Source organism: Phenylobacterium sp. (assembly GCF_031360265.1).
Classification (GTDB): Bacteria; Pseudomonadota; Alphaproteobacteria; order Caulobacterales; family Caulobacteraceae; genus Phenylobacterium.
In genome coordinates this window covers 1-21,743 of record NZ_JANMBF010000160.1, presented here as the reverse complement: position 1 = coordinate 21,743, position 21,743 = coordinate 1, and the positions used below count along the sequence as shown (strand labels likewise).

20 protein-coding genes, 3 tRNA genes and 3 pseudogenes are annotated in these 21,743 nt (G+C 67.4%); 6 read left to right on the top strand and 20 right to left on the bottom strand.

Going from position 1 to position 21,743, the window contains the following annotated elements; genetic code table 11:
- Positions 1–191 precede the first annotated feature (191 nt).
- The 8 genes and pseudogenes from RMN86_RS14970 to RMN86_RS14940 form a co-directional block, all read right to left on the bottom strand.
- Entirely contained in the window at positions 192–539 is a 348-nt protein-coding gene (locus RMN86_RS14970) for a hypothetical protein (protein WP_309606654.1), read from the bottom strand.
- Positions 540–545: 6 nt separating this feature from the next.
- Positions 546–626, bottom strand: a pseudogene (locus RMN86_RS18175) (hypothetical protein); the annotation flags it as partial.
- Positions 627–692: 66 nt separating this feature from the next.
- A pseudogene (locus RMN86_RS14965) lies at positions 693–947 on the bottom strand (transposase); the annotation flags it as partial.
- 175 nt (positions 948–1,122) lie between these two features.
- Positions 1,123–2,448: a hypothetical protein gene (locus RMN86_RS14960; protein ID WP_309606653.1), complete on the bottom strand. Its 1,326-nt coding sequence runs from the start codon at positions 2,446–2,448 to the stop codon at positions 1,123–1,125.
- A 208-nt stretch (positions 2,449–2,656) separates the two neighbouring features.
- Positions 2,657–3,193 carry a hypothetical protein gene (locus tag RMN86_RS14955; RefSeq protein WP_309606652.1) on the bottom strand — a complete coding sequence of 179 codons (537 nt, stop codon included), beginning with the start codon at positions 3,191–3,193 and terminating at the stop codon, positions 2,657–2,659.
- A 100-nt stretch (positions 3,194–3,293) separates the two neighbouring features.
- A complete protein-coding gene (locus tag RMN86_RS14950; protein WP_309606651.1) occupies positions 3,294–3,731 on the bottom strand; it encodes a M48 family metallopeptidase in 438 nt (145 codons plus the stop codon).
- A 331-nt stretch (positions 3,732–4,062) separates the two neighbouring features.
- Positions 4,063–4,281 carry a hypothetical protein gene (locus RMN86_RS14945; protein WP_309606650.1) on the bottom strand — a complete coding sequence of 73 codons (219 nt, stop codon included), beginning with the start codon at positions 4,279–4,281 and terminating at the stop codon, positions 4,063–4,065.
- A gap of 169 nt (positions 4,282–4,450) precedes the next feature.
- Positions 4,451–5,572: an amino acid ABC transporter substrate-binding protein gene (locus RMN86_RS14940; RefSeq protein WP_309606649.1), complete on the bottom strand. Its 1,122-nt coding sequence runs from the start codon at positions 5,570–5,572 to the stop codon at positions 4,451–4,453.
- Positions 5,573–5,667: 95 nt separating this feature from the next.
- On the opposite strand from RMN86_RS14940, the gene metC reads away from it, so the two are divergent.
- Complete coding sequence (metC, locus tag RMN86_RS14935) at positions 5,668–6,855, top strand: cystathionine beta-lyase (protein WP_309606648.1); 1,188 nt, start codon at positions 5,668–5,670, stop codon at positions 6,853–6,855.
- Positions 6,852–7,697, top strand: coding sequence for a kinase (locus tag RMN86_RS14930; protein ID WP_309606647.1), 846 nt, complete (start codon positions 6,852–6,854; stop codon positions 7,695–7,697). Before metC ends, RMN86_RS14930 begins: the two co-directional genes overlap by 4 nt.
- Before the next feature lie 4 nt (positions 7,698–7,701).
- Here the strand turns inward: RMN86_RS14930 and RMN86_RS14925 are convergent.
- The 8 genes from RMN86_RS14925 to recJ form a co-directional block, all read right to left on the bottom strand.
- Positions 7,702–7,778: transfer RNA gene (locus RMN86_RS14925), tRNA-Arg, on the bottom strand.
- A gap of 84 nt (positions 7,779–7,862) precedes the next feature.
- Positions 7,863–8,171 carry an ETC complex I subunit gene (locus RMN86_RS14920; protein WP_309606646.1) on the bottom strand — a complete coding sequence of 103 codons (309 nt, stop codon included), beginning with the start codon at positions 8,169–8,171 and terminating at the stop codon, positions 7,863–7,865.
- Positions 8,172–8,202: 31 nt separating this feature from the next.
- Positions 8,203–8,279: transfer RNA gene (locus RMN86_RS14915), tRNA-Pro, on the bottom strand.
- Between the two features lie 72 nt (positions 8,280–8,351).
- The gene (locus tag RMN86_RS14910; protein ID WP_309606645.1) at positions 8,352–8,777 is read right to left on the bottom strand and encodes a PaaI family thioesterase; all 426 of its coding nucleotides are present in this window, start codon (positions 8,775–8,777) and stop codon (positions 8,352–8,354) included.
- Positions 8,770–9,297, bottom strand: coding sequence for a DUF192 domain-containing protein (locus tag RMN86_RS14905; protein WP_309606644.1), 528 nt, complete (start codon positions 9,295–9,297; stop codon positions 8,770–8,772). Before RMN86_RS14905 ends, RMN86_RS14910 begins: the two co-directional genes overlap by 8 nt.
- Positions 9,298–9,328: 31 nt before the next feature.
- Positions 9,329–9,925, bottom strand: a complete 597-nt coding sequence (locus RMN86_RS14900) for a cold-shock protein (protein ID WP_309606643.1) — start codon at positions 9,923–9,925, stop codon at positions 9,329–9,331.
- 146 nt (positions 9,926–10,071) lie between these two features.
- Positions 10,072–10,146, bottom strand: a tRNA-Glu gene (locus RMN86_RS14895).
- A gap of 63 nt (positions 10,147–10,209) precedes the next feature.
- Positions 10,210–12,009 carry a single-stranded-DNA-specific exonuclease RecJ gene (gene recJ / locus RMN86_RS14890; RefSeq protein ID WP_309606642.1) on the bottom strand — a complete coding sequence of 600 codons (1,800 nt, stop codon included), beginning with the start codon at positions 12,007–12,009 and terminating at the stop codon, positions 10,210–10,212.
- Between the two features lie 249 nt (positions 12,010–12,258).
- Between recJ and RMN86_RS14885 the strand changes: the two genes are divergently transcribed.
- Positions 12,259–12,906, top strand: a complete 648-nt coding sequence (locus tag RMN86_RS14885) for a hypothetical protein (RefSeq protein ID WP_309606641.1) — start codon at positions 12,259–12,261, stop codon at positions 12,904–12,906.
- Positions 12,907–13,039: 133 nt separating this feature from the next.
- Here the strand turns inward: RMN86_RS14885 and RMN86_RS14880 are convergent, their stop codons facing one another.
- A complete protein-coding gene (locus RMN86_RS14880; protein WP_309606640.1) occupies positions 13,040–15,469 on the bottom strand; it encodes a TonB-dependent receptor in 2,430 nt (809 codons plus the stop codon).
- 289 nt (positions 15,470–15,758) lie between these two features.
- On the opposite strand from RMN86_RS14880, the gene RMN86_RS14875 reads away from it, so the two are divergent.
- From RMN86_RS14875 to RMN86_RS14865, 3 genes are read left to right on the top strand one after another with little or no spacing between them, the layout of a single operon-like run.
- The gene (locus RMN86_RS14875) at positions 15,759–17,195 is read left to right on the top strand and encodes a Gfo/Idh/MocA family oxidoreductase (RefSeq protein ID WP_309606639.1); all 1,437 of its coding nucleotides are present in this window, start codon (positions 15,759–15,761) and stop codon (positions 17,193–17,195) included.
- The gene (locus RMN86_RS14870) at positions 17,192–18,001 is read left to right on the top strand and encodes a DUF1080 domain-containing protein (RefSeq protein WP_309606638.1); all 810 of its coding nucleotides are present in this window, start codon (positions 17,192–17,194) and stop codon (positions 17,999–18,001) included. Before RMN86_RS14875 ends, RMN86_RS14870 begins: the two co-directional genes overlap by 4 nt.
- Positions 18,002–18,046: 45 nt before the next feature.
- Positions 18,047–19,222, top strand: a complete 1,176-nt coding sequence (locus tag RMN86_RS14865) for a hypothetical protein (protein ID WP_309606637.1) — start codon at positions 18,047–18,049, stop codon at positions 19,220–19,222.
- A 52-nt stretch (positions 19,223–19,274) separates the two neighbouring features.
- On the opposite strand, the gene glpX is transcribed toward RMN86_RS14865, so the two are convergent.
- The 3 genes and pseudogenes from glpX to RMN86_RS14850 all read right to left on the bottom strand — a co-directional run.
- On the bottom strand, positions 19,275–20,228 hold the full coding sequence (gene glpX / locus RMN86_RS14860) for a class II fructose-bisphosphatase (protein ID WP_309606636.1): 954 nt from the start codon (positions 20,226–20,228) through the stop codon (positions 19,275–19,277).
- A gap of 22 nt (positions 20,229–20,250) precedes the next feature.
- A complete protein-coding gene (locus RMN86_RS14855; RefSeq protein WP_309606635.1) occupies positions 20,251–21,558 on the bottom strand; it encodes a homoserine dehydrogenase in 1,308 nt (435 codons plus the stop codon).
- Positions 21,558–21,743, bottom strand: a pseudogene (locus RMN86_RS14850) (aminotransferase); the annotation flags it as partial. The gene RMN86_RS14855 and the pseudogene RMN86_RS14850, both read right to left, overlap by 1 nt.

The following is a 21,743-nucleotide window of genomic DNA, read 5'->3' as shown; positions in this document are numbered from 1 at the left end:
CCCGCGCGGACATTACAAGCCCCGCGCCGCTAAATTGGCAAACTGAGACACGACCCGCAGCTGGGATTTGCGGAGTTGAACCTCGCCGATCTGAACCCGCGTCTGGCCGCGATCGGCGCGCGTGAGGTTACACTGGGTCTCGACGTCGACGCCCGCTGCATGATGCGGCGGGTCGTCTAGCCGGACGTGCTCTACGCGCCGAACTCATCAATCGTCACGACGACTGCCTCTGCGGTCGTGGAAGCGCCCAGGCTGTCTGTCACCGTGCAAATCCAGGTGGACGTAAAGGTGTTCGACTGCAGGGGACCGGGACGGGACCATCTCACGACATTGGCCGCCGCATTGTCGATGGCGGTGAGATTGTCAGAGCCTGATTGCCTTGCCCAGGCATAGGTGTATGGACCCGTTCCGCCCGAGGCCGTGACGGTTACGTAGCCGGATGGGGGATTGCAGTCCCGATAGCCCGTTGAATACCTGGCGACATAAAATGTCTGCGAGTCGACGTGGGCCTGCAGTGCGGCGGCAGCGGTGATCGTCACGCTGATCGTTCCGGGCGCGCTGGTCCCGCCTGGCCCGGTCGCCGTGTAGGTGAAGCTGTCGGCCCCTGTAGCGCCGGCATTTGGCGTGTAGGTCGCCGTAGTTCCTCAGATCGAGACGCTACCCTTTGCTGGCGGTGTCGCTATGGCAAGAGGAGGGCTCCAAGCCCCGCTGCGCAGCTTCGGGACCTTCAGGTCCAGGGTCCCCAGGCGGGTCTCCAGCGTCCGCTCGCGGTAGCCGTTGCGATAGGTCAGCCGCTCGGGACTGCGCTCGTGCGGCGCGGCCCCGATCACGTTCTCAACGTCGTAGTCCATGATCCGCTGAAGCGCCGTCTCCGCCACGGTCTTCAGAAAATCACCGTCGTCGCTCTTCTGGATCAGCGCCAAAAAGGCCATGCTGTCGTCGGTCATCGGGTTGGTCCTGTCCTTAGGGTTGCTGTTCGCAACACGACCTTGAGACAAAGACCCCCGGTGACCACCAACCGCCGCGAGGCGGTCCGCCTGAGCTATGTGGCGGCTCCGCGGCCCGCCTCGCTCAGCGAATTTCCACCACTCCAGGGGACGCTACCCGCTTCCACCTGGTCGCCTAAGCCACCAATGCGTCCCGGAGCTTGCGGTGCACCACGCGGTGGCAGTTGGCGCAGAGGCACTCGACATCCTCGATCCGGCTCATGTGGCCGTCCGACATGTCGGCCACAAGGGTCTTGCGGTGGTGGACCTCTATGCAGGCTTCGCCTTGATCGCCTCCAAAGGTTTCAATCGGGTCCATGTGGCAATGCTCACAGCGGAGCCGCCCGTTCTTCCGCTTGAAGTCGGCCTTCTTGGCCCGCGCCAGACCGGATGACCGTTCGCGTTTGAGGTGAAGCACCAGTTTCGGCCGACCTTCGGTCCACTCGAGATCCTCGGCGGACGTCGGAATTAGGCGCGTCGCTTGTTCAGCGCCACTCGGCACGATTTCATATCCCGCATTTCTGAGCGACTGGAAGCAGGGACTCCCTATGCCGCCTGTGAAGTGCGTCGGAAGCACGCTCCGCCCCAACGCACTCGTCGCGGCGAGCGCGAAGACGGCTTGCGGCGGCAGGCGGTCACCCTCATCCGTGACAAGGTCGAAGTCCGCCGAAGGTTCGTAGGTATGACCAGTTGGGTCGTCTAGAAGACGCTGGACAGCCCGGAATATGTGATCCGCGCCTACCAGTGAAAGCTCCTCCGACGACAGCTGGTAGTGATCTTCATTTGCGACCGCGAGCCTCGCGACGTCGAGAGCTTGTTGTCCCCTCCGAATTTCGTCTTTGGGTTTCGCTTTCCATCCCTTCTGACGGGCGGCCTTTTCCCAATCGGGTTGGCTTTCCCAAGACGTGGTGTCGCCATCGAGGATCAGTGCCCTGAAATATTCAGCATTGTTCTTGATGGGACTCAAAACGGCTTGTTCATTGACGAAATGTTGGGCACGGGGATGAATACCGCTTAGCAGAAGCGGGTGATCACCCATATCCATGTTTTGCCATCCGTGGAGAAGAGGCTTTTCAAATATATAGTTCTTTTGATTGAATTCGTCGAATTCCTCTCGCTTCTTTGAGAAGCCAGGGCCAGAAACTCCCCAAAATAATATCCTATCTATTTTGTTCCAGTTGAGGATTAATCTTCCTGGTTTCAAATCTATTTGAGTTTCAATTGCATTGTTCCAAGAAGTGCAGCTTACAGAAGATTCACCCTGTGTGCTCTTTATTGTTCTGTATGCCGCATCAATAGCCTGTCTATCTTTAGAGTTGAATGCATCGTAGTATTTTGCTATATGTCTAAATATCAATTTATTACTAGATCGAGTCTCTTCTCTAAATGAGTTATTTTTTCCCCATGAAATCTTGAAAATCTCTGCCGTTTTTATGTGATTAATGATTTCCGATTTATTCAAATCTATTTACCTTTAAGCGAAAAGTACGCCATTCCAGTTGTGTAACGTACATTAATATTTTCTGGCGGCGCCAGGTGGGGCGCCCCGACGCCCCGAGCAGGCTCCTCTACTCGCTGTGGCTAGAATGCGGAGTCTTATCGGGTCCCCGCTTCGAATTCGACGGACGGCCAGGCCAACTGGCGCGACCTGCCAGCCGCGCTCCCCGATCTCATTTCGCCAGGAGGGCAAGACCACCAACTTTCACGAACTCCGCAACCAGGTCCCTCGCGCCCCGCTGCACGTCGCCCTGGGTGGAAATCGCACTTGACCAAAGAGGGTTGCCATAACGACCCAGCCAGACTGTTTGGCCGCTGCGAACGTCGATCAGCCGCAGCGTCATGTTCACATGAGGATAGCTGTAGAGCGGCCCAGGCACGGCCGAGACGGTGCCTGCGAAAAGATAACGAACGTCGAGCGCCTCTCCGTATCGCGCGAAGCTTTGGACAGCTGCTGGAGAGGTCGGGCTGAGATCGGTATCCACTGCGATCAACGGGATGAGCTTGGCGCGCTCCACAACGGCTATGCCTTTGTCGCCTAGCTCGGAGGACAGGAAATCGACTGCCTGGGCCCCAAGAGGTCCCTCCAGCGGGAGGATCGCAACCTTGGGACCCCCTAGCGTCTGGTGCATCACCACTGAACTGGTCGAGGCGCAGCCGCCGAGAGTGAGCGCCATCATTGCGCCTGCCAAAGCTGGCCAAAACTTCATTGCGAGAACCCCCAAGGCAGACTGGCCCAACCTTGGGCACAAGGAATGCCTCACGACAACCGATACGGAATGTTCGCGCGCTGTAGGCCCCGGCCGCGTCCTAAGACCGCGACCCATGGGTAGGATGCCGGGTTGCGGATGCTAGGAACGTCGCATCGAGCGAGCCCTGGTGCATCTCCAGCCACCCCTTCGCCCGCTCGTAGTCCGGCAGCATCGTGCCCAGGAATGCCCAGAATTCTTCGCCGTGCGAGCGGTGCTTGAGGTGGGCGACTTCGTGGACCACCACGTACTCCAGCACCCGCTTGGGCGCGAAGACGAGGCGCCAGTCGATCTGGATAGTGCCGTTCGGGCCGCATGAGCCCCAGCCGGTGGCGAACTCGGCGACGCGCAAAGCGCGGGGTTTGAGGCCGAAGCGGGCGCCGTAGGCGGCGGCGATCTCATGGACGTCACGTCGCACGCGTCGTCGCAGCCAGAGCTTGATCTCGGTCGCCACGATGGCCTCTGCGGCCTCTGGGGTGACCCAGGAGGGCAGGTCCACCACAAAGCCGGCCGGTGGGCGATCTCGACGTGCGGGCCGTCGTGGCGGCGCACCGTGAGCGTCGACTGTCGTCCACGGAATGGTATCTTGGAGCCGGACATAAACCGGGGCACCGACGGCCGCTTGGCGGTCACCTCTTCCAGTTCGCGCACCGTGTCGAATAGCCACTGGCGCTTGCGGTCGATGAAGCCCTCGATGGCCGCGTCGTCGTCGGTGGTCAGCGCCAGCACCTCGACGCAGGCGGGCGTCACCGTAATGCGCCGCTCCGAGATCGTGGCCGTGCGTCGAAGCTCGTAGGGGATCTCGGTTTGGCCGACCCGAACGCTGGGCATCAGTGCTTGCCCGCATAGGCGTGGACGGCGAACTCCTCGACGGCGTCGCGGATCGCCTTGGCCTCGGCGACCCCGTGCTCAGTCAGCACCTTCCGGACCTGCCGCTTCAGTTCCTTCTTGTAGGCGTCCATGATGAACCACAGCGCCTGCTCCCGCTGCGCCGTGGCGTAGATGCCGCCGATGGCCATGGCGGTCGCCTGAAGCTTCGCGTGGTCCATGTCCGGCGCCAGCACCTCCATGATCCGCAGGATCGAGAATGGGCTGGATAACGGTGACAGTCGCAATAACCCCCAAATATCAATACCCCCAATACCCTGCCCACCCCGCGCTCCGAGGCCGTGGGGTCCAGGTGGGCGTGGCTCGGCTGGCGTTGGCGCGGGAACCCTGTCAGCGCAGCGGCGGGGCGTAGAGCAGGCCGGGCTTCGGCGCGTTCCACAGCGCGTTCAGGCCGCGGTCCAGCTTCAGAGGTGAGTCCGCCCCGACATCGCGGCGGAAGACCTCGTCGTAGGCGCCGACCTGACGGATCACCTGGAAGGCCCAGTCCCGCGAAAGGCCGAGCATCGCGCCATAGTCGCCGTCGACCCCCAGCAGGCGCCGCGTCTGCGGGTCCGTCGCCGTCTCGCGGGCCCGTGTCACGGTCTTGGACGTCAGCCCCAGTTCCTCGCCCAGGATGGTCGCGTAGACCGTCCAGCGGACGATGTCGGCCCAGGCGCCGTCGTTCTGGCGCACCACCGGCCCCAGCGGCTCCTTGGAGATCACCTCGGGCAGGATCACATGGGCGCCGGGGTTGTTGAGCACCGAGCGGGAACCGGCCAGGGCGGAGATATCGGCCGTGAACACGTCGCAGCCGTCATTCTCATAGAGCCGGCGCGCCTCGGCCTCGGTGGCGACCACGACGGGCTTGTAGGCCAGGCCGCGCGCCCGGAAGAAGTCGGCGAGATTGCCCTGGCTGGAGGCGCCCGCCTGGACGCAGATCCGCGCGCCCGACAATTCCTCGGCGCTGGCCAATCCCAGCGCCTTGGGCGCCAGGAACCCCTGGCCGTCGAAATAGGTGGTGGCGGCGAAATCCAGCCCCAGCCCGACATCTCGCGAGAACGACCAGGACGTATTGCGCGAGAGGATGTCGATCTCGCCCCGTCGCAGGGCGCCGAACCGGTCCTGTCCGCCGATCGGGACGAACCGCACCTTGGTGGCGTCACCCAGGACCGCGGCGGCCACCGCGCGGCAGATGTCGATGTCGAAGCCGCGCCAGACGCCGCGCAGGTCGGGATAGGCAAAGCCCGGCAGGCCAGGGTTGACGCCACAGACCAGGACGCCGCGCTTGCGGACCGCGGCCAGGACCCGGCTTGGCGTCGCCTTGAGGTGGGCCTCGATCCCGGTCACGGCCTTGCCGGGGGTCGCCGGCGCCGGCGCCGGCCGCGAACCGCCATCGCAGCCGCCCAGGCCCAGCCCCAGGGCCAGACTGAGGCTCAACGCCAGGATCGCGGCCACGGCCAGACGCCGGCTCATGCGGGCTCCCACTTCGACGCGAACTTGAAACAGCCGGACCCTCGGGCTCTAAGTGCGCCGGGCACTGTCGCCCGCGACCTAGGGCTCCGCAACCCGTGCCACCGGACTGGAACGACGAAACCCGCCTGATCCGCGCCGGGACCACCTCGAGGCCGCTGGTCAGGACCGTCGGGCCGCCGATCCAGAAGGGCTCGACGGTGCTGCTGCCGGACGCGGCCAGCCTCTACGATGACGACAACTACCTGACCTATGGCCGCCAGGGCCTGTCGGCGCAGTTCGCCCTGCAGGAGGCGCTGGCCGAGCTGGAGCACGCCAACGGCGTGACCCTCTATCCCTCGGGCCTGGCGGCGCTCTCCGGCGCCCTGCTGGCGGTGTTGAAGGCGGGCGACGAGGTGCTGGTCACCGACGCGGTCTACAAGCCCAGCCGCCGGTTCTGCGACCATGTGCTGACCCGCTTTGGCGTGGCCGTGCGCTATTTCGATCCCCGCCAGTCGCCCGAGGATCTGGTCGCCTCGGCCACGGCCGCCACGCGCCTGATCCTGATGGAATCGCCGGGCTCGCTCAGCTTCGAGATGCAGGACATGGCCCGCGTGGCCCAACTGGCCCGGCCGCGCAGGATCCTGACGCTGGCCGACAACACCTGGGGCGCAGGCTACCTCTACCGCCCGCTCGATCACGGCGTCGACCTGTCGATCCAGGCGCTGACCAAATATGTCGGCGGCCATTCGGACGTGTTCATGGGCTCGGCGGCGGCGACCGACGCCAGGCTGGTCCGCGCGCTGGCCGAGGGCGTGCTGAACCTGGGCTGGGCGGTGACCGGCGAGGACGCCTATCAGATGCTGCGCGGCCTGCGCACCCTGCCCACCCGCCTGATCCGCCAGGGGGAAAGCGGCCTGGCCGTCGCCGCCTGGCTGCGCGACCAGCGCCAGGTGGGCCAGGTGCTGCACCCCGCCCTGCCCGGCTGTCCCGACCACGACCTGTGGGCGCGCGACTATTCCGGCGCCTGCGGGCTGTTTTCCTTCACCCTGACGCCGGGCCCGGAAAGCGCCGTGAACGCCTTCCTCGATGCGCTCACGCTGTTCGGCCTGGGCTTCTCCTGGGGCGGCTTCGAAAGCCTGGCGATCGCCTGCGACCCGCAGTTCAAGACACGCCGGTTCAAGCACGACTATGGCGGCCCGATGATCCGCCTGCACATCGGCCTGGAAAATCCCGCCGACCTGATCGCCGACCTTGGCCAGGCGCTCGGAGTCTACGCCGCGCGGTGCGGCGGAGCGGACGCGTGAACGACGCAGGCCTGGACGCCTTCATCGCCGAGGAGGGGCTGCCGGAGAGCTTTCGCCGGACCGCCGAGCTGGTCTGCGAGCCGCTGGCGGTCCGCGCCCACCGCCGACGCATCGACCGCAAGCGCCCGGCGATCCTGGGCCTCTGCGGCGCGCAAGGGTCCGGCAAGACCACCATCGCCCGCTATGCCGCCCGCCTGCTCAACGCCCGCGGCATGAAGACCGTGGCCCTGTCGCTGGACGATTTCTATCTGACCCATGACGCCCGCCGGCGGCTGGCGCGCGAGATCCACCCGCTGCTGGCCGTGCGCGGCCCCCCCGGCACGCACGACGTGGCGCTGGCCGGCGCGGTGATCGATCAGCTGCGCGCCAAGGGCAAGGTCGCCCTGCCCCGCTTCGACAAGGCCGCCGACACCCGCAAACCCCGCGGGACCTGGGAGACGGTGGCCTCGCCGGTCGACGTGATCCTGCTGGAGGGCTGGTGCGTCGGCGCCGTGGCCCAGGGTCAGCAGGCGCTGGTCGAACCGGTCAACGGGCTGGAACGCGAGGACGACCCCGACCGCATCTGGCGCACCTACGTCAACAACCAGCTCGACGGCCCCTACCAGTTCCTGTTCGCCCGCCTGCAGGATCTGATCCTCTTGGAGGCGCCCAGCTTCGAGGTGGTGGCCGGCTGGCGCGCCGAGCAGGAAGCCAAGGCGAAAGGCGCCGGCGGCATGGCGCAGGCCGACATCCCCCGCTTCGTCGCCCACTACGAGCGCCTGACCCGCTGGATCCTGGCCGAGATGCCGGCCCGCGCCGACTGGGTGGTGACGCTCAACGCCGACCGCACCCCCTACGCCTGACCGATGGCGCGCCCTGCAGGACTCGAACCTGCAACCGCTCGCTTAGAAGGCGAGTGCTCTATCCGGTTGAGCTAAGGGCGCTGAAGTCATTGATTCATTTATTATCTCGTCATGGCCCGGACAAGCCTTGCCACTACGATCAAGGGAGAGGGTTGAGCCACCCTCTCAGTGCGTCCACGGGACCTTTCGGCCGAAGGCGAAGTTGTCGGCATAGGTCTTGATGATCCGCCGGGCGGGGTGCGGATCGATCAGCTGGAAGGCGATGGCGTGCTGGTCGGCATAGCGCACCGCCTCGTCCTTGGTCTCGAACGACAGCCGCACCTGGCTGGACTCGGTGTCGGCCGTCTGGGTCCAGCCCATCAGCGGGTCGGCGCGTCTGGCGTCGGTGGCCTCGAACTCCAGCACCCAGTCGTGGGTCTTGCCCTTGCCCGACTGCATCGCGGTCTTGGACGGACGGAAGATGCGCGCGAGCATGGACGTGACAACCCCTCAAAGACGCCGGCGATGGTCGGGGCGGAGAGATTCGAACTCCCGACCCTCTGCTCCCAAAGCAGATGCGCTACCAGGCTGCGCTACGCCCCGAGGACGCCGGCGGTGTTGCGATATAAGCGTTTTCGGCTTTCGGCAAACGGAAGCGCGATCCCAGGCCAAGGTTCAGCGGCGCCGGTCCATCAGCTTGAAGATGCCTGAGCAGCGGACCACGTCATGGCCGCCGACATAGGCGCGGCCCTCGGCGAAGGCGACGTCCTTGCTGGCTCGGGTCATTTTCGCCTCGCCCATCACCCACTCACCGACCCGGGCCAGGTGCAGGAAGTCGATGGACAGGTGGATGGTCAGCCCGATCTTGCCGGTCCCGCGCCCCACGGCGCCTGCCAGCACCCCATCCATGAACGCCGAGAGCATGCCGCCGTGCACCAGCCCCAGGCCGTTGGCGTGGCGCGCCTGGGCGAAGAAGGCCTGTTCGACCAGCGCGCCCTCGCCCGGGCGGTGGAGATAGGGTCCGTTGAGGGTGGAGAAGCCGCCACGGCCTTCGGAGGGGACATAGCCCGCCGGCGGCGGGGTCGGCTCGCGGTCAGCCACGCCGGAAGATCCGGTGGACGATCCGGTCGCCGGGCAGGATGCCGAGCTGGGCGGCGCGGCCCGAGGCCAGTTCCAGCACCGCGCGGATGCGGCCGCCCGACGGCACCGGCGTCTCGTCCAGCGCCGGCACATTGCGGGCGATCGACAGCACCGTCCCGTCGGGACGGATATAGACGATGTCCAGCGGGATGATGGTGTTGCGCATCCAGAAGGCGATGCCGTCGACGGGATGCCTGAAGTCGAACAGCATGCCGTGGTCCGGCGCGACGGCCTTTCGGCACATCAGTCCATACTCGCGCGTCCTGTCGGTGTCGGCGAACTCGACCGTTAGTTTGACCACGCCGCGGTCGGTGTGAATCTGCAGCGGCTGCAAGGGCCGCAGTTCCGCCTGACCGTGACAATGGGCCGGATCCTGCCGGGCGATCTGAGCGCCGGCTGGAACGGCGAACAACAGGCCCGCGGCGAGCGCCGCCAGGCCACGCCTGGGAAGCGCCCGCCAGGCAAGGGAGGTCTTGCACACCGGTGGAGGACTCCGAAAGCCGCCTTGGCCGTCAATCCGAGGAGGCGGACTCGATATCGGCGACAACAAGGCCCTTGGGTCCTTCGGCAAAGCGCACCAGGACATCATCGCCCGGCTGCAGGTCTTCCATACCTGATCGGCGCAGGGTTTCGATATGCACAAAGATGTCGCCGGGCTCGTCGTCACGAACGACGAATCCGTAGCCCTTGGTGCGGTTGAACCACTTGACCTTGGCGCGCTCCAGCGGGCCCGTCGCCGTGGGCGCGGCCGCGCGGCGCGATGCGGCGTGGCCCCCGGAATGGCCCTCACGATGGTCGCCTTCGTCGCGGGGCCGCCGGTCCGTGGCCGGCGGCGCGGCGCTCTCGTCGATCTCGACCACCTCGGCGACCTGCCAGCCCTTGGGACGACGGACCACGTCGCAGGTGATGATCGAGCCTTCCAGCGCGTTCTCGCGACCGGAGCTGCGCAGGCTGGTGACGTGCAGCAGTACGTCTTTCAGCTCGGTCTGGCTCGGGTCGTCGGGCACGATGAACCCATAGCCCTTGCCCGCGTCGAACCACTTGACGCGCCCGCATATGCGAACGGCGTCTGCCGGCGCATCCAGATGCTCGAATTCGTAACCAGCCATCTAACCCTCGGCCCGTCACCCCCCGATCAAGACTCCGGGACTGAGCCAGCTATAACACTGTTCTGGTAACCACGCATGCGTCAACGCGGAAAATGCACGCGTCAGGGGAATTGGTTCCGCCGCGCAACAGGTGTGGGAAGCGCGCGTGGCAGTCCCTAGGGGAGTCGAACCCCTCTCTCCAGGTTGAAAACCTGGCGTCCTAACCGATAGACGAAGGGACCGCGTGGCGCGAGGGCGGCTCTATATCCGCCTTCCCGAGGGGGTGCAAGACTGCGGGCCACAGCTCATGCCTGTCGGGGATCGGCCACATCCTCGATCTCGAATTGCACGCCGCGCCGGCCCTGCCAGTCGTCGGGTTTCAGCCGGCCGACCAGATGCACCGCGCCGCCCTCGACCATCAGCCGCCGGCCGGCTTCCGTGCCCTCCACCCGCCAGGCCACGGCCTTCAGCCCGCCGCCCGACGCATCGCGCAGGGTGCAGCGGACGTGGCCGCCCTTCAGCGCCATCGGCCGCTCGATGCGGACGTCGGCCAGCGCGAACACCGGCTCGACATTGCCGGGGCCGAAGGGCGCCATCCGCTGGAAGTCCTGCCACAGCGCGCGGTCGCAGCCGGCGGTGGCCACCAGGGCGTCGACATCCAGCCCGTCCTCGCCCGCCGCGATCTCCGCTTCGGCGGCCAGGTGTTCGCAGAGGAAGGCGCGCAATTCCGGAATCGTGTCGGGCCGCACCGAGAGGCCCGCGGCCATGGCGTGCCCGCCGCCGGCCAGCAGCAAGCCCGCGTCATAGGCCGCCTGAACCGCCCGGCCGAGGTTCACCCCCGGCTGCGAGCGGCCGGAGCCCTTGCCGACATTGGCCGCGCGGTCGATGCCGACGATCACCACCGGCTTGCGATACTTCTCGCGCAGGCGCCCGGCGACGATGCCGATGACGCCGGGATGCCAGCCGTCGGCGGCCACCAGCAGCATGGCGTCCTGGGCCTGGTTGCTCTGAGTTTCCACAAAGGCGATCGCCGCCTCGGTGACCTCGCGCTCGACGTCCTTGCGCGCGGCATTGAGCGCGTCGAGCTCTTCGGCGAGACCCCTGGCCTCCTGCGGATCGTCGGTGGACAGCAGGCGCGCGCCCAGGTCGGCGCGGCCGATCCGCCCGCCGGCGTTGATCCTGGGGCCGAGGATGAAGCCCACGTGGAACACCGAGGCCGGACCCTGGCTGTTGGCGACGTCCAGCAACGCCTTCAGCCCCGGATTGCGCCAGGCTGACATCACCTTCAGCCCCTGGGCCGCTAGCGCCCGGTTGAAGCCCCGCAGCTCGGTGACGTCGCAGATCGCGCCCATGGCGGCCAGGTCCAGCCATTGCCGCAGGTCGGGCTCCGGGCGCCCGGCGAACAGACCCCGGCGGCGCGCTTCACGATTGAGCGCGGCCAGCAGGACAAAGGTCACGCCCGCCGCAGCCAGGTGTCCCTGGCCCGAGGTGTCGTCGGGCCGGTTGGGGTTGACCAGGGCCGCGACCGTGGGGATCTCGCCGTCGCGCATCAGGTGATGGTCGATGACCACGACCTCCAGGCCGATCTCGGCGGCGCAGGCCAGCGCGTCATGGGCCGCGGCGCCGCAATCCACGGTGATCACCAGCTCCGCGCCCTCGCCCTTCAGGCGGCGAAAGGCCGCGGGCGACGGGCCATAGCCCTCCAGCACGCGGTCGGGGACATAGATCGGCAGCTCCTGGCCCATGGCCCGGAACCAGCGCACCAGCTGGGCGGCCGACGAGGCGCCGTCCACGTCATAGTCGGCGAATACCACCAGCGGCCGGCCCGCTTCCAGCGCGTCGACCAGGATCGCGGCGGCCTTGTCCATGTCGGTGAAGCTCGACGGATCGGGGAACAGCGCCTTCAGCGTCGGGTCAAGATAGGTCGCCGCGTCATCGGCCTGGATACCCCGCGCGGCCAGCGCCCGGGCCAGCGGCTCCGAAAGGCCCAGCGCCAGCTGATGGCGGCGCACCAGCTCAGGATCGGCTGCCCGCTCGCGCCACAGCCGCCCGCCCAGCGAGCGCGTGACGCCCAGGTAGCCCAGTCGAATGTTGCCGTCGGCCACGCACCGCTCCGTTCAGGTGACGCACTATCGACCCCCGGCGCGCGAGTCGCCAGCCGATCCAGGGCTGACGGGTGAGCTCATCCCACGCCAAAAGCGGACGCACCCCGCCACAACCCCGCGCGGGCCGGTTGGCGCTGTCTTCAATCAATCACGAAAGCGTAACGCTCGGGTCGCGAAAGATTCCTAGGTTTGTCGCGGCGAAGTGGGGGGCGCTTTCGCGACGCCTTGCCGGTGTTGGGACGACGCACGTTGCGCTACGGAATAGTTCGAAGGATCGAGGGGCACCTTCCCCTGCCGGCGCAGCGGGCGCTGATCGAGCGTGCGGGCTGCGACGTACTCCTGGAGGAGGGTCCGCCGACACGGCCGTTGCTTAAGGCGCAGCTGGACCTGCTCTTCAGCCTTAAGCGCGGCGACGAACTCCTGATCTGCAGCCTTGCGATCCTGCACCTGACCACGGGCCAACTGGTCCGGCTGTTCCGCCGGTTCGATCAGACCGGCGTGGTCCTGCGGCTGGTGGGGGACAAGGTCTTGACGCTCACCCTCTCCGGTCCCACGCGGGCCCTGCTGGCGCTGTTGGCCACGAACGAGCCCTCGCCGGCGGAACTGCGCTCTCCGCGCGCGCGCGCGCGGACCAAAGGCAAGCCGCTCAGCCTCTACCAGTTGGACTACGCCCGTGAGCTGAAACGGCGCGGCGCGTCGCTGCGGATGATCGGGTTGTTGTTCCAGACCTCGCCCAGCGAACTCCAGCGCCTGATGGGCCAGGCCGATGGCCCGGGCGGCCCAGCGTCAGGGCCGGCCGGGCGGAGGCTGAAGGCGTTGGACCCGGACGTTTCCGTGACGAACCAGCCTCTGTTGCTTCCAACCGCGCCAGAACGCCGCCGAAGGGCAAACCCCTGAAGCTGCCCTGGTGCAGGACCTTGCGCCCTGGAGGCGCTGAGGTCGCGCGGACCCCAGGCTTCATCACCTGTCAGCCAACGCCCCGGCGCGCCGGGGTCGCCGGCGCGCGTGCGCCGGCAAACCGTCCGGGCGACTAGTACTTCACGCGCAGTTCCACGCCGTAGGTGCGCGGCGGGTTGAAGTTGGCGTAGTCGCCGATCGTGCCGCGGTTGGCGGCCGAGATGCGGTAGATGTGCGACTCGTCGAACAGGTTGCGGCACCACAGCGCCAGGGTCGCGGACGCGCCGCCGCTGGCGCCCATGTTGATGTTGGCCAGGGCCAGGGAGGCGTTAACGATGAAGCTGGAGTCCGTCTTCACCGCGACGTTCTTGACCAGCTTGCCGGTTGGCGAGACGTCGGCGAACTCGCTCTGGAAGGCGTACTGGGCATCGGCGTAGTTGGCGTCGAGGTGGCTGCGCAGGGTCAACTCGCCCACCGGCATCTCATAGTCGATGTAGGCCGAGGCCGCGTTCGGCGGGGTGTAGACCACGTTCACCGGGAACGGCGTGCCCTGCGGGACATCCGCGTTGCCGGTGAAGGGGAACGGCGCGGCGGGGATCTTTACGTCGGTGTAGGCGTAGGAGAGGCCCACCGTCATGCCTTCCATGGGTTTGGCGGTGATCTCGGCTTCGAAGCCCTTGATCTTCGACGTGCCCGGTGAGTTGCGCGTCTCCTCGGTGTGGGCGCCCTGGGTCGGGCTCCCCGGTGTGGTGTCGACGGCGTCGAAATCGATCTGGCTCTTGTCGCGGTCCATGGCGTAGGCGGCCAGGTTTATGCGCAGACGCCTGTCCAGCAGTTCCATCTTGGCGCCGACTTCGTAGGCCTTCACTTCCTCGGCGTCGAAGGCCTGGAAGGTCGCCGAGCGGTCGTTGGCGCCGCCGGCGCGGTAGCCGGTCGAGTACTTGGCGTAGAGGCTGACGTTCTCCGCCGCGTCGTAGGACACGGTGACCAGCGGGTCGAAGCGGCTCTTGCTGTAGGCGAAATTGAAGTTCGTCGCCTTGCCGTTGACGATGTAGAGCGTGCCGTTGCGCGTGTCCTTGGTGAAACGGCCGCCTGCGGTCAGGTGCAGGGCCGGGATCGAGGCCGGGGTGTAGGTGCCCTGGCCGTAGGCCGCGTAGCTTTCCGCGTCGGCCTGGCTGGCGCGGATGATGAAGCGCTTGCCGTATTCCCAGCCCGCCGTCGTGGCCCCCGCCGTCGACGTGCCATAGGACGAGCGGATCGTGAAGGCCGTACCGTCGGCGTTCCACTGGTTGGTGATTGGCGAAGCGGCCGATTCCTTGACGTGTTCCTTGAAGTAATAGAGGCCGGCGACGTAGCTGAAGGCGTCTCCGTAGCGGCCGACGACCTGGAACTCCTGGCTGAACTGACGCTGATAGAGGTCCGAAAGGCTGTAGCGGCCGAAGTTGGCGTTCGGCGCGAAGACGTTACGGCTTTCGATGCCCGAATTGTCCCACTGGTTGGTCCCGACGGCGCGGGCGGCGGTGATCGAGCGCAGCTCCAGGTCCGGTGAGACCGTGTACTTCAGGACCGCCGAGAGGCCGCCGGTTTCATCGACGCTGGGCTGCTGCACGGTGCCGATGTCCGAAACCGTCTGACGGTCGGTGTGAACCTGCACCAGGGGTGCGAGCGGGTTGATCGTGCCGGCCGGGGCGCCGGCCGGGCCGGTCAGCAGTTCAGCCAGGGTGCGGACGCGCTTGCCGTAGGGGTTGTAGCTGACCAGCTGGCTGAAGAACGGGGTATTGTCGTCCTTCGCGTAGTCGGCCGAGACCAGGGCGCTGAACGCGTCCGTCGGCGTGAAGAGGGCGGAAATTCGCCCCCCTTTGCGATCGTACTGGTTCCAGCCGGCCTGGCCGTTCGCCGGGTTCTTGATGGTCGGACCCTGGTGCTGGATCAGCGCGTCCACCTTCACCGCGATGTGGGCAAATTCCTGAAAGTCCTGGTGCAGTTCGGTGTTGTAGGCGCCGAAGTTGCCGACACCGGCGGTGATCCGGCCGCCAAAGACGCCGGTCGGGGCCTTGGTGACGATGCTCAGGGCGCCGCCTTCGGTGTTGCGGCCAAACAGGGTGCCCTGGGGGCCGCGCAGGACTTCGATGCGCTCGACGTCGAACAGCGCGGCGTTGAGACCCTGCTGGCGGCCAAGGTACACGCCATCGATGTAGACGCCCACGCCCTGGTCGCGGGCGGTCTGGTTGGCGTCGAAAGGCACGATGCCGCGAATGCCGACCGTCAGCGCCGATTGACGCGCCTCACACGTGGCGATGCGTAGCGACGGGATGGCCCCGTCCGACAGGTTGATCAGGCTCTCCATGTGCCGGTCGGCCATCTGGGCCGCGCCGACCACCGAGATGGCGATCGGCGTCGTCTGCAGGTTGGTCTCGGTCTTGGTGGCGGTGACCACAACCTCGGCCAGGGTCGCGCTCGCAACAGGCCCTTCAGAGGCAGCGGCCGCCGCGGCGGCAAAGGCCGGAGTCGCGGCAACCAGGGCAAAGCAGCTCCAAGCCACTGTAGACATCAGGAATTTCATAGAGTTAGCCCCTCATTTTTCTTCCAGCGAGGCCCCAAGGTCTACGCCCTCGGGCTCGCGCCAGCACGTTGCGAGGGCTGGCCGACGGTCTGTTTTCGGTCTTCCGGCCGCGCCCCGGTCGGGTCTTAGAGGCGGCTTGTGACGCTTCGGTATCGTCACGATGACGGTTCGACGTCGATCCGGAGTGTGGCGGAAAAAGCGCACGCACTGGATCGGGCGCGGCGGCCTTGCCAAGGCAGACAAACGCTAGGCCAAATGCCTGCAATCAACAGACCTGCGGGGGGAAGCGATGACCAGACAGTCAACGGGCGGGACGGCGCCGTCGGGAATCACCCGGCGCCGGCTGGTCGGGACGGCGGCGGGGATGGCGGCTGGAACCCTGGCCGGCTCGGCGCTGGGGGCCGCGCGCAAGCTGGCGCCCAGCGACCGGGTCAACCTTGCGGTGATCGGAGCCGGCGGCCAGGGCGCGTCGAACATGGTCAAGCTGACCGGCCAGAACATCGTCGCCACCGCCGACGTGGACTACGACCACGTCCTGCGCGCTCTGCTGGACAAGACCGGCTGGATCAGCCCGGCGAAGGAGCCGCTGAAGGCCGCCTACGACAAGGCCGCCCGCTTTACCGACTACCGCCGGATGTTCGACACCCAGACGGATATCGACGCGGTCCTGATCGCCACACCGGACCATCACCATGCGGTGGCCGCGCGGATGGCGATGGAGCGCGGCTACCACGTCTATGTGCAGAAGCCGCTGACCTACAACATCACGGAAAGCCGCAAGCTCGCGTCCCTGGCGGCGGCCAATCCCGGAATGGTCACCCAGATGGGCAACCAGGGCCACTCCGGCGACGACGGGCGGCGCGTGGTCGAGCTGATCCGCGGCGGGGTGATCGGAAAGGTCTCGGAGGTCCACGTCTGGACCAACCGGCCGGTGTGGCCGCAAGGGGCGCCGAGACCCGCGGCGGTCGGCGCGCCGGGAAGCCTGGACTGGGCGACCTGGCTCGGTCCGGCGAATGTGGACTGGGGCTATCACCCCGACTATGCGCACTTCAACTGGCGCGGCTGGACGCCGTTCGGCTCCGGCGCCTTGGGCGACATGGGCGCGCACCTGATCGACTTCCCGTTCTGGGCGCTGGACCCGGGCCTGCCCACCAAGGTCGAGACCCGCCACTCTCGCTGGGCCGGCGGCAAGAGCCTCTGGGACACCAAGCGCCCGCCCGAGATCACCAGCTATCCCTTGGCCAGCATCACCCATTATGAGTTCGGCGCCGCGAAAGGCGGGCCACTGACCATGATCTGGTACGACGGGGGCATGCTGCCGCCGACGCCGCCTGGCTTCCCGGCCAACATGTCGATGAGCGGCGACGGCGGGGTGCTGTTCGTCGGCTCGCACGGCATGCTGATGCACGAGACCTATGGCGAAAAACCGGTGCTGATCGGCGCCGGCCTGGAGGAAAAGGCCCGGAAGATCCCGCGATCCCTGCCCCGCATCCAGGGCGGCATGGCCGGCCACGAGATGAACTGGATCCGCGCCATCCGCGGCGAGGAGAAGGTCTCCTGCCCCTTCGAATATGCGACCCGGCTGAACGAGACCATGAACCTGGGCGTCGTGGCCCTGCTGACCGATCAGGCGATCGAGTACGACGCCGTCGCCGGCCGCGTCACCAACGTCGCCGCGGCCAACCAGTATCTCAGCCGCCAATACCGCAAGGGCTGGGAGCTTTGAGCCGCCGGGGCTGGCTGGCGGCGGGGTCGGCCTGCCTGTTGCTGGCGACCGCGACGCAAGCCGCGGCTCAGGCGGTTCCACCTCCGCCCGGATCGACCGCCCGGCCGCAGGACACTGAGCAATGGACTCCCGTCCCGGCGATCGTCACACCGGGGGCGACAGACGCCGCCCCGCCCACCGACGCCATCGTGCTGTTCGACGGGCGAAACCTCGACCAATGGGTCAACAGCCGCGACAAGGCGCCGGCCGCCTGGACCGTGGCGGACGGTCTGCTGACCGTGGCCAAGGGCGCCGGCAACATCGAGACCCGCCGCAGTTTTCGGAACTATCAGCTGCACCTGGAGTGGCGGATCCCGGCAAACGTCACCGGCTCCGGCCAGGGCCGCGGCAATTCCGGCGTGTTCCTGGCCTCCACCGGCCCCGCCGACGCCGGCTATGAACTTCAGATCCTGGATTCCTACAACAATGCCACCTACGTCAACGGCCAGGCCGGCAGCCTCTACAAACAGCACCCGCCGCTGGTGAACGCCGCCCGCAAACCAGGCGCGTGGCAGGCCTACGATGTGATCTGGACCGCGCCGGTCTTTTCGGGCGACGGCGCAGTGACCTCCCCGGCGCGCGTGACCGTGCTGCACAACGGCGTGCTGATCCAGAACAACGCGGTGCTGGGCGGCGAGACGCTCTACATCGGCAAGCCGGTCTATCGGCCCTACATCTCCGCCCCCATCAAGCTGCAGGCCCATGGCGACCCCAGCCCGCCCATCAGTTTCCGCAACATCTGGGTGCGCGAGCTCGCCGCGCCTTAACTGCGGCCACCAGCGCTTGCCCGAGCGTCAGGCGCGGTTGGTGGTATGATCGGGGCAACAACGGACCTGGAAACGCCCCTGGAGACCCTGGCCATGCGCACCGCCTTGATTCTCGTGCTCGGAACCGCCCTTGCCACCACGGGTCTGGCGACAGCCGGCCTTGCGCGGGCGGCCCCCGCGAACACCCTGAAGGCCGCCGCCGCGCTCGACCCGACCCTCCCGCGGCGAGGTTGGGCGTTGAGGAACGCCTTTGGCCAGCCTGACCTCTCCGGCTATTGGTCCAACGCCACCATGACGCCCCTGACGCGCAATCCGCGCCTGACCGACAAGTCGGTCCTGTCGGCGGCGGAGGCGCGGTCGCTGGAGAAGGTGTTCGGCGACGCCCTGGCCGAGGCCGACCGGCCCACCGACCCGGACGCCCCGACCAGGCCGGCCACCGACAGCAAGGCGGCCGAGGCCAAGCTGATCGCCATCCGCCCCGACTTCGCCGCCGCCGGGGGCGACGTGGGTGGCTACAACACCTTCTGGATCGATCCGGGAACCCACATCATGGAGGTGAACGGCGAGTTCCGGACCTCGATCCTCACCACCCCCAACGGCCAGCCGCCCAAGCGCAAGGCCGGGGCCCCGGCGGCGCGCGGCTACGGCGACTATCGCGACATCTACGACAGCTATGAGACCCGCGCCCTTGGCGAGCGGTGCATCATGGGGTTCGGCTCCAACGCCGGGCCGCCGATGCTGGCCAACGGCTACTACAACAACAACTATCAGATCGTGCAGACCGCCGACGCGGTGGTGATCCAGGTGGAAATGATCCACGATTCTCGGATCGTCCGGCTGAAAGGCCAGCATCGCAGCGACGGCGTGCGCCCCTGGATGGGCGATTCGATCGGCCACTACGATGGCGCCACCCTGGTGGTGGAGACCACCAACATCCCGCAGGGCCAGGCCTTCATGGGGTCCTGGAAAAACCTGAAGGTCACCGAACGGTTCACCCGCGTCTCGCCCACCCGGATCAACTACCAGTTCCAGGTGGAAGACCCCGACACCTGGGACGCGCCCTGGGGCGGCGAATACGACTTCGCCCCGATGCACGGGATCATCTACGAATACGCCTGCCACGAGGGCAACTACGCCCTGCCCGGCATCCTGGGCGGCGCACGCGCCAAGGAGCGGGACGCGGCCGCCGCGGCCGGGGCGGCGAAGGTGGGCGGGAGCTGAGGGGGCGCAACGCTCAATCCCCCCGGGACCTTCCTGGCCGAGCGATGCAGGCCTAGACCGGCCGCTTCATCCGCACTTCGCGCACGGTGCGGGTCGCCGAGTTCATCACCAGGGTGTGGGTGTGGACGAAACCACCTTCGACGCGGACGCCATCCAGCAGCGCGCCCTTGGTGACCCCGGTGGCGGCGAAGATCGCGTCGGCGCGGACCATCTCGTGCAGGTCGTACTTCTTGTCGAAGTCGGTGATGCCGATGCGCGCGGCGCGGGCTTTTTCGTCGGCGTTGCGGAACACCAGCCGGCCCTGGAACTGGCCGCCGACGCACTTCAGCGCCGCACAGGCGAGCACGCCCTCGGGCGCGCCGCCGGAGCCCAGGTAGAGGTCGACGCCGGTCTCGGGGTCAGCGGTGTTCATCACGCCGGCCACATCGCCGTCGGTGATCAGATAGACGCGTGCGCCCACGGCCCGCAGGCTGGCGATGATCTCGGCGTGGCGGGGACGGTCCAACACGCAGACGGTGATCTCGCTGGGCGCGACACCCTTGGCCATGGCCAGCGCCTCGACGTTCTCGCCGGGGGTCTTGTCCAGGTCGATGACGCCGGGCGGATAGCCCGGGCCGCAGGCGATCTTGTCCATATAGGTGTCGGGCGCGTTGAGCAGGGTGCCCTTGGGCGCCCAGGCCATCACCGCCAGCGCGTTGGCCATGGCCTTGGCGGTCAGCGTGGTGCCCTCCAGGGGGTCGAGGGCGATGTCGATCTTGTGTTTGCCGCCCTTGCCCACCTTCTCGCCGATGTAGAGCATGGGCGCCTCGTCGCGCTCGCCCTCTCCGATGACGATCTCGCCGTCGATGTCGAGGTCGTTGAGCGCCGTGCGCATGGCGTCGACGGCGGCCTGGTCGGCTTCTTTTTCGTCGCCCCGGCCGACCAGCTTCCAGGCGGCGATGGCGGCGATCTCGGTGACGCGGACCGCGTCCAGCACGAGGCTGCGGTCCAGGATTTCGGAAGTCATGGGGTCAGCGTCTCCGGTGTCGTCAGATGCGGGCGATGCGTAGCAGGCGCGGACGGTCGAGCACAGCGGGCAGACCGGCGATCTGTTCGATGGCCGCCTTCAGCACGGATTCGGCCACCGCGTGGGTGGTGATGACGATCGGCACGCCGCCCTCTGGGATGTTTGGCGCCCTTTCCACCGGCTTCTGCAGGAAGCTCTCGATGGAGACGCCGGCCTCGGCCAGGGTCTCGGAGACCGCGGCGATGACACCTGGCTGATCCTTGACCAGGAAGCGCAGGTAGGCGCGGCCGACGCTGCGGGACGGATCGACGGGGACGAAGGGTTTGAGGTCCGCCGCCGGCGTCTGGAACACCGGCCGCACGGCGCCGGTCATGACGTCGGCGATGTCGGCCGCGACGGCGGCTGCGGTGGGTCCTGCGCCCGCGCCCGGACCCTGGATGAAGATCCGGCCGGTCCGCGCGCCCTCGATGAATAGCGCGTTCAACGCCCCGCCGGCCTGGGCCAGCGGATGGGCCAGCGGCGCCAGAGAGGGGTGGACGCGGACCAGCACGCCATCGGGCGAGCGGTCGGCCGAGGCCACCAGCTTGATCCGATAGCCCAGGTCGCGGGCCAACTGGATGTCCAGCAGTTCGACCCCCTCGATCCCCTCGATCTCGGCGGCGGCGTAGTTGGGGGCGCAGCCGAAGGCGAGCGCGGCCAGGATCGAGATCTTGTGGGCTGCGTCAAAGCCGCCGACGTCCATGGTCGGGTCGCTCTCGGCGTAGCCCAGGCGCTGGGCCTCGGCGAGCACCTCGGCGAAGGACCGGCCGGTGGCCTCCATCTCGGTCAGGATGTAGTTGCAGGTGCCGTTGAGGATGCCGGCGATCGAGCGGATCTCGTCGCCGACCAGGGCCTCGCGGACAATCTTAACCGCCGGCACGCCGCCCATCACCGCGGCCTCGAAGAGCAGCGGCACACCCTTGGCCTCGGCGAGCGCCGCCAGTTCCGCCCCGTGCTCGGCGATCAGCGCCTTGTTGGCGGTGACCACGGGCTTGCCGGCGTTCAGCGCCGCCTCCACCGCAGCCTTGGCCGGGCCGTCCAACCCGCCGATCAACTCGACGAAAATATCGGTGTCGGGCGAGGTCGCGAGGGTCACCGGATCGTCGAACCAGGGCAGGTTCGAGATGTCGAACGGCCGGGGCCGGGAGCGCGAGCGCGCCGAGACGCCGGTCACCGAGGCGCGTCCACCGGCCGGGGCGAAATCCGGATGCTCGGAAAGGAAGGTCAAGAGGCCGGCGCCGACCGTCCCTAGGCCCGCGACGCCGATCCGCCAGGTTTTCTGATCCGCCATTACTGAGCGGCCAGGCTGTTGTGGGCTCGGCCGAGGATCTCATCGGCGTGGCTAAGGAACTTCTTCACGTTGCGGGCCGCCTGGCGAATGCGGTGCTCGTTCTCCACCAGCCCGACGCGGACGAAGCCCTCGCCGTATTCGCCGAAGCCGATGCCTGGCGCGACGGCGACGCCCGCCTCCTCGAT

Coding starts and splice junctions, on each gene's coding strand:
- RMN86_RS14955 (WP_309606652.1), bottom strand. CDS start 3,193: ATGAAGTTTTGGCCAGCTTTGGCAGGCGCAATGATGGCGCTCACTCTC.
- RMN86_RS14865 (WP_309606637.1), top strand. CDS start 18,047: ATGATCGGGGCAACAACGGACCTGGAAACGCCCCTGGAGACCCTGGCC.
- glpX (WP_309606636.1), bottom strand. CDS start 20,228: ATGACTTCCGAAATCCTGGACCGCAGCCTCGTGCTGGACGCGGTCCGC.
- RMN86_RS14855 (WP_309606635.1), bottom strand. CDS start 21,558: ATGGCGGATCAGAAAACCTGGCGGATCGGCGTCGCGGGCCTAGGGACG.
- RMN86_RS14900 (WP_309606643.1), bottom strand. CDS start 9,925: ATGGCTGGTTACGAATTCGAGCATCTGGATGCGCCGGCAGACGCCGTT.
- RMN86_RS14880 (WP_309606640.1), bottom strand. CDS start 15,469: ATGAAATTCCTGATGTCTACAGTGGCTTGGAGCTGCTTTGCCCTGGTT.
- RMN86_RS14945 (WP_309606650.1), bottom strand. CDS start 4,281: ATGGACCACGCGAAGCTTCAGGCGACCGCCATGGCCATCGGCGGCATC.
- RMN86_RS14940 (WP_309606649.1), bottom strand. CDS start 5,572: ATGAGCCGGCGTCTGGCCGTGGCCGCGATCCTGGCGTTGAGCCTCAGT.
- RMN86_RS14920 (WP_309606646.1), bottom strand. CDS start 8,171: ATGCTCGCGCGCATCTTCCGTCCGTCCAAGACCGCGATGCAGTCGGGC.
- RMN86_RS14875 (WP_309606639.1), top strand. CDS start 15,759: ATGACCAGACAGTCAACGGGCGGGACGGCGCCGTCGGGAATCACCCGG.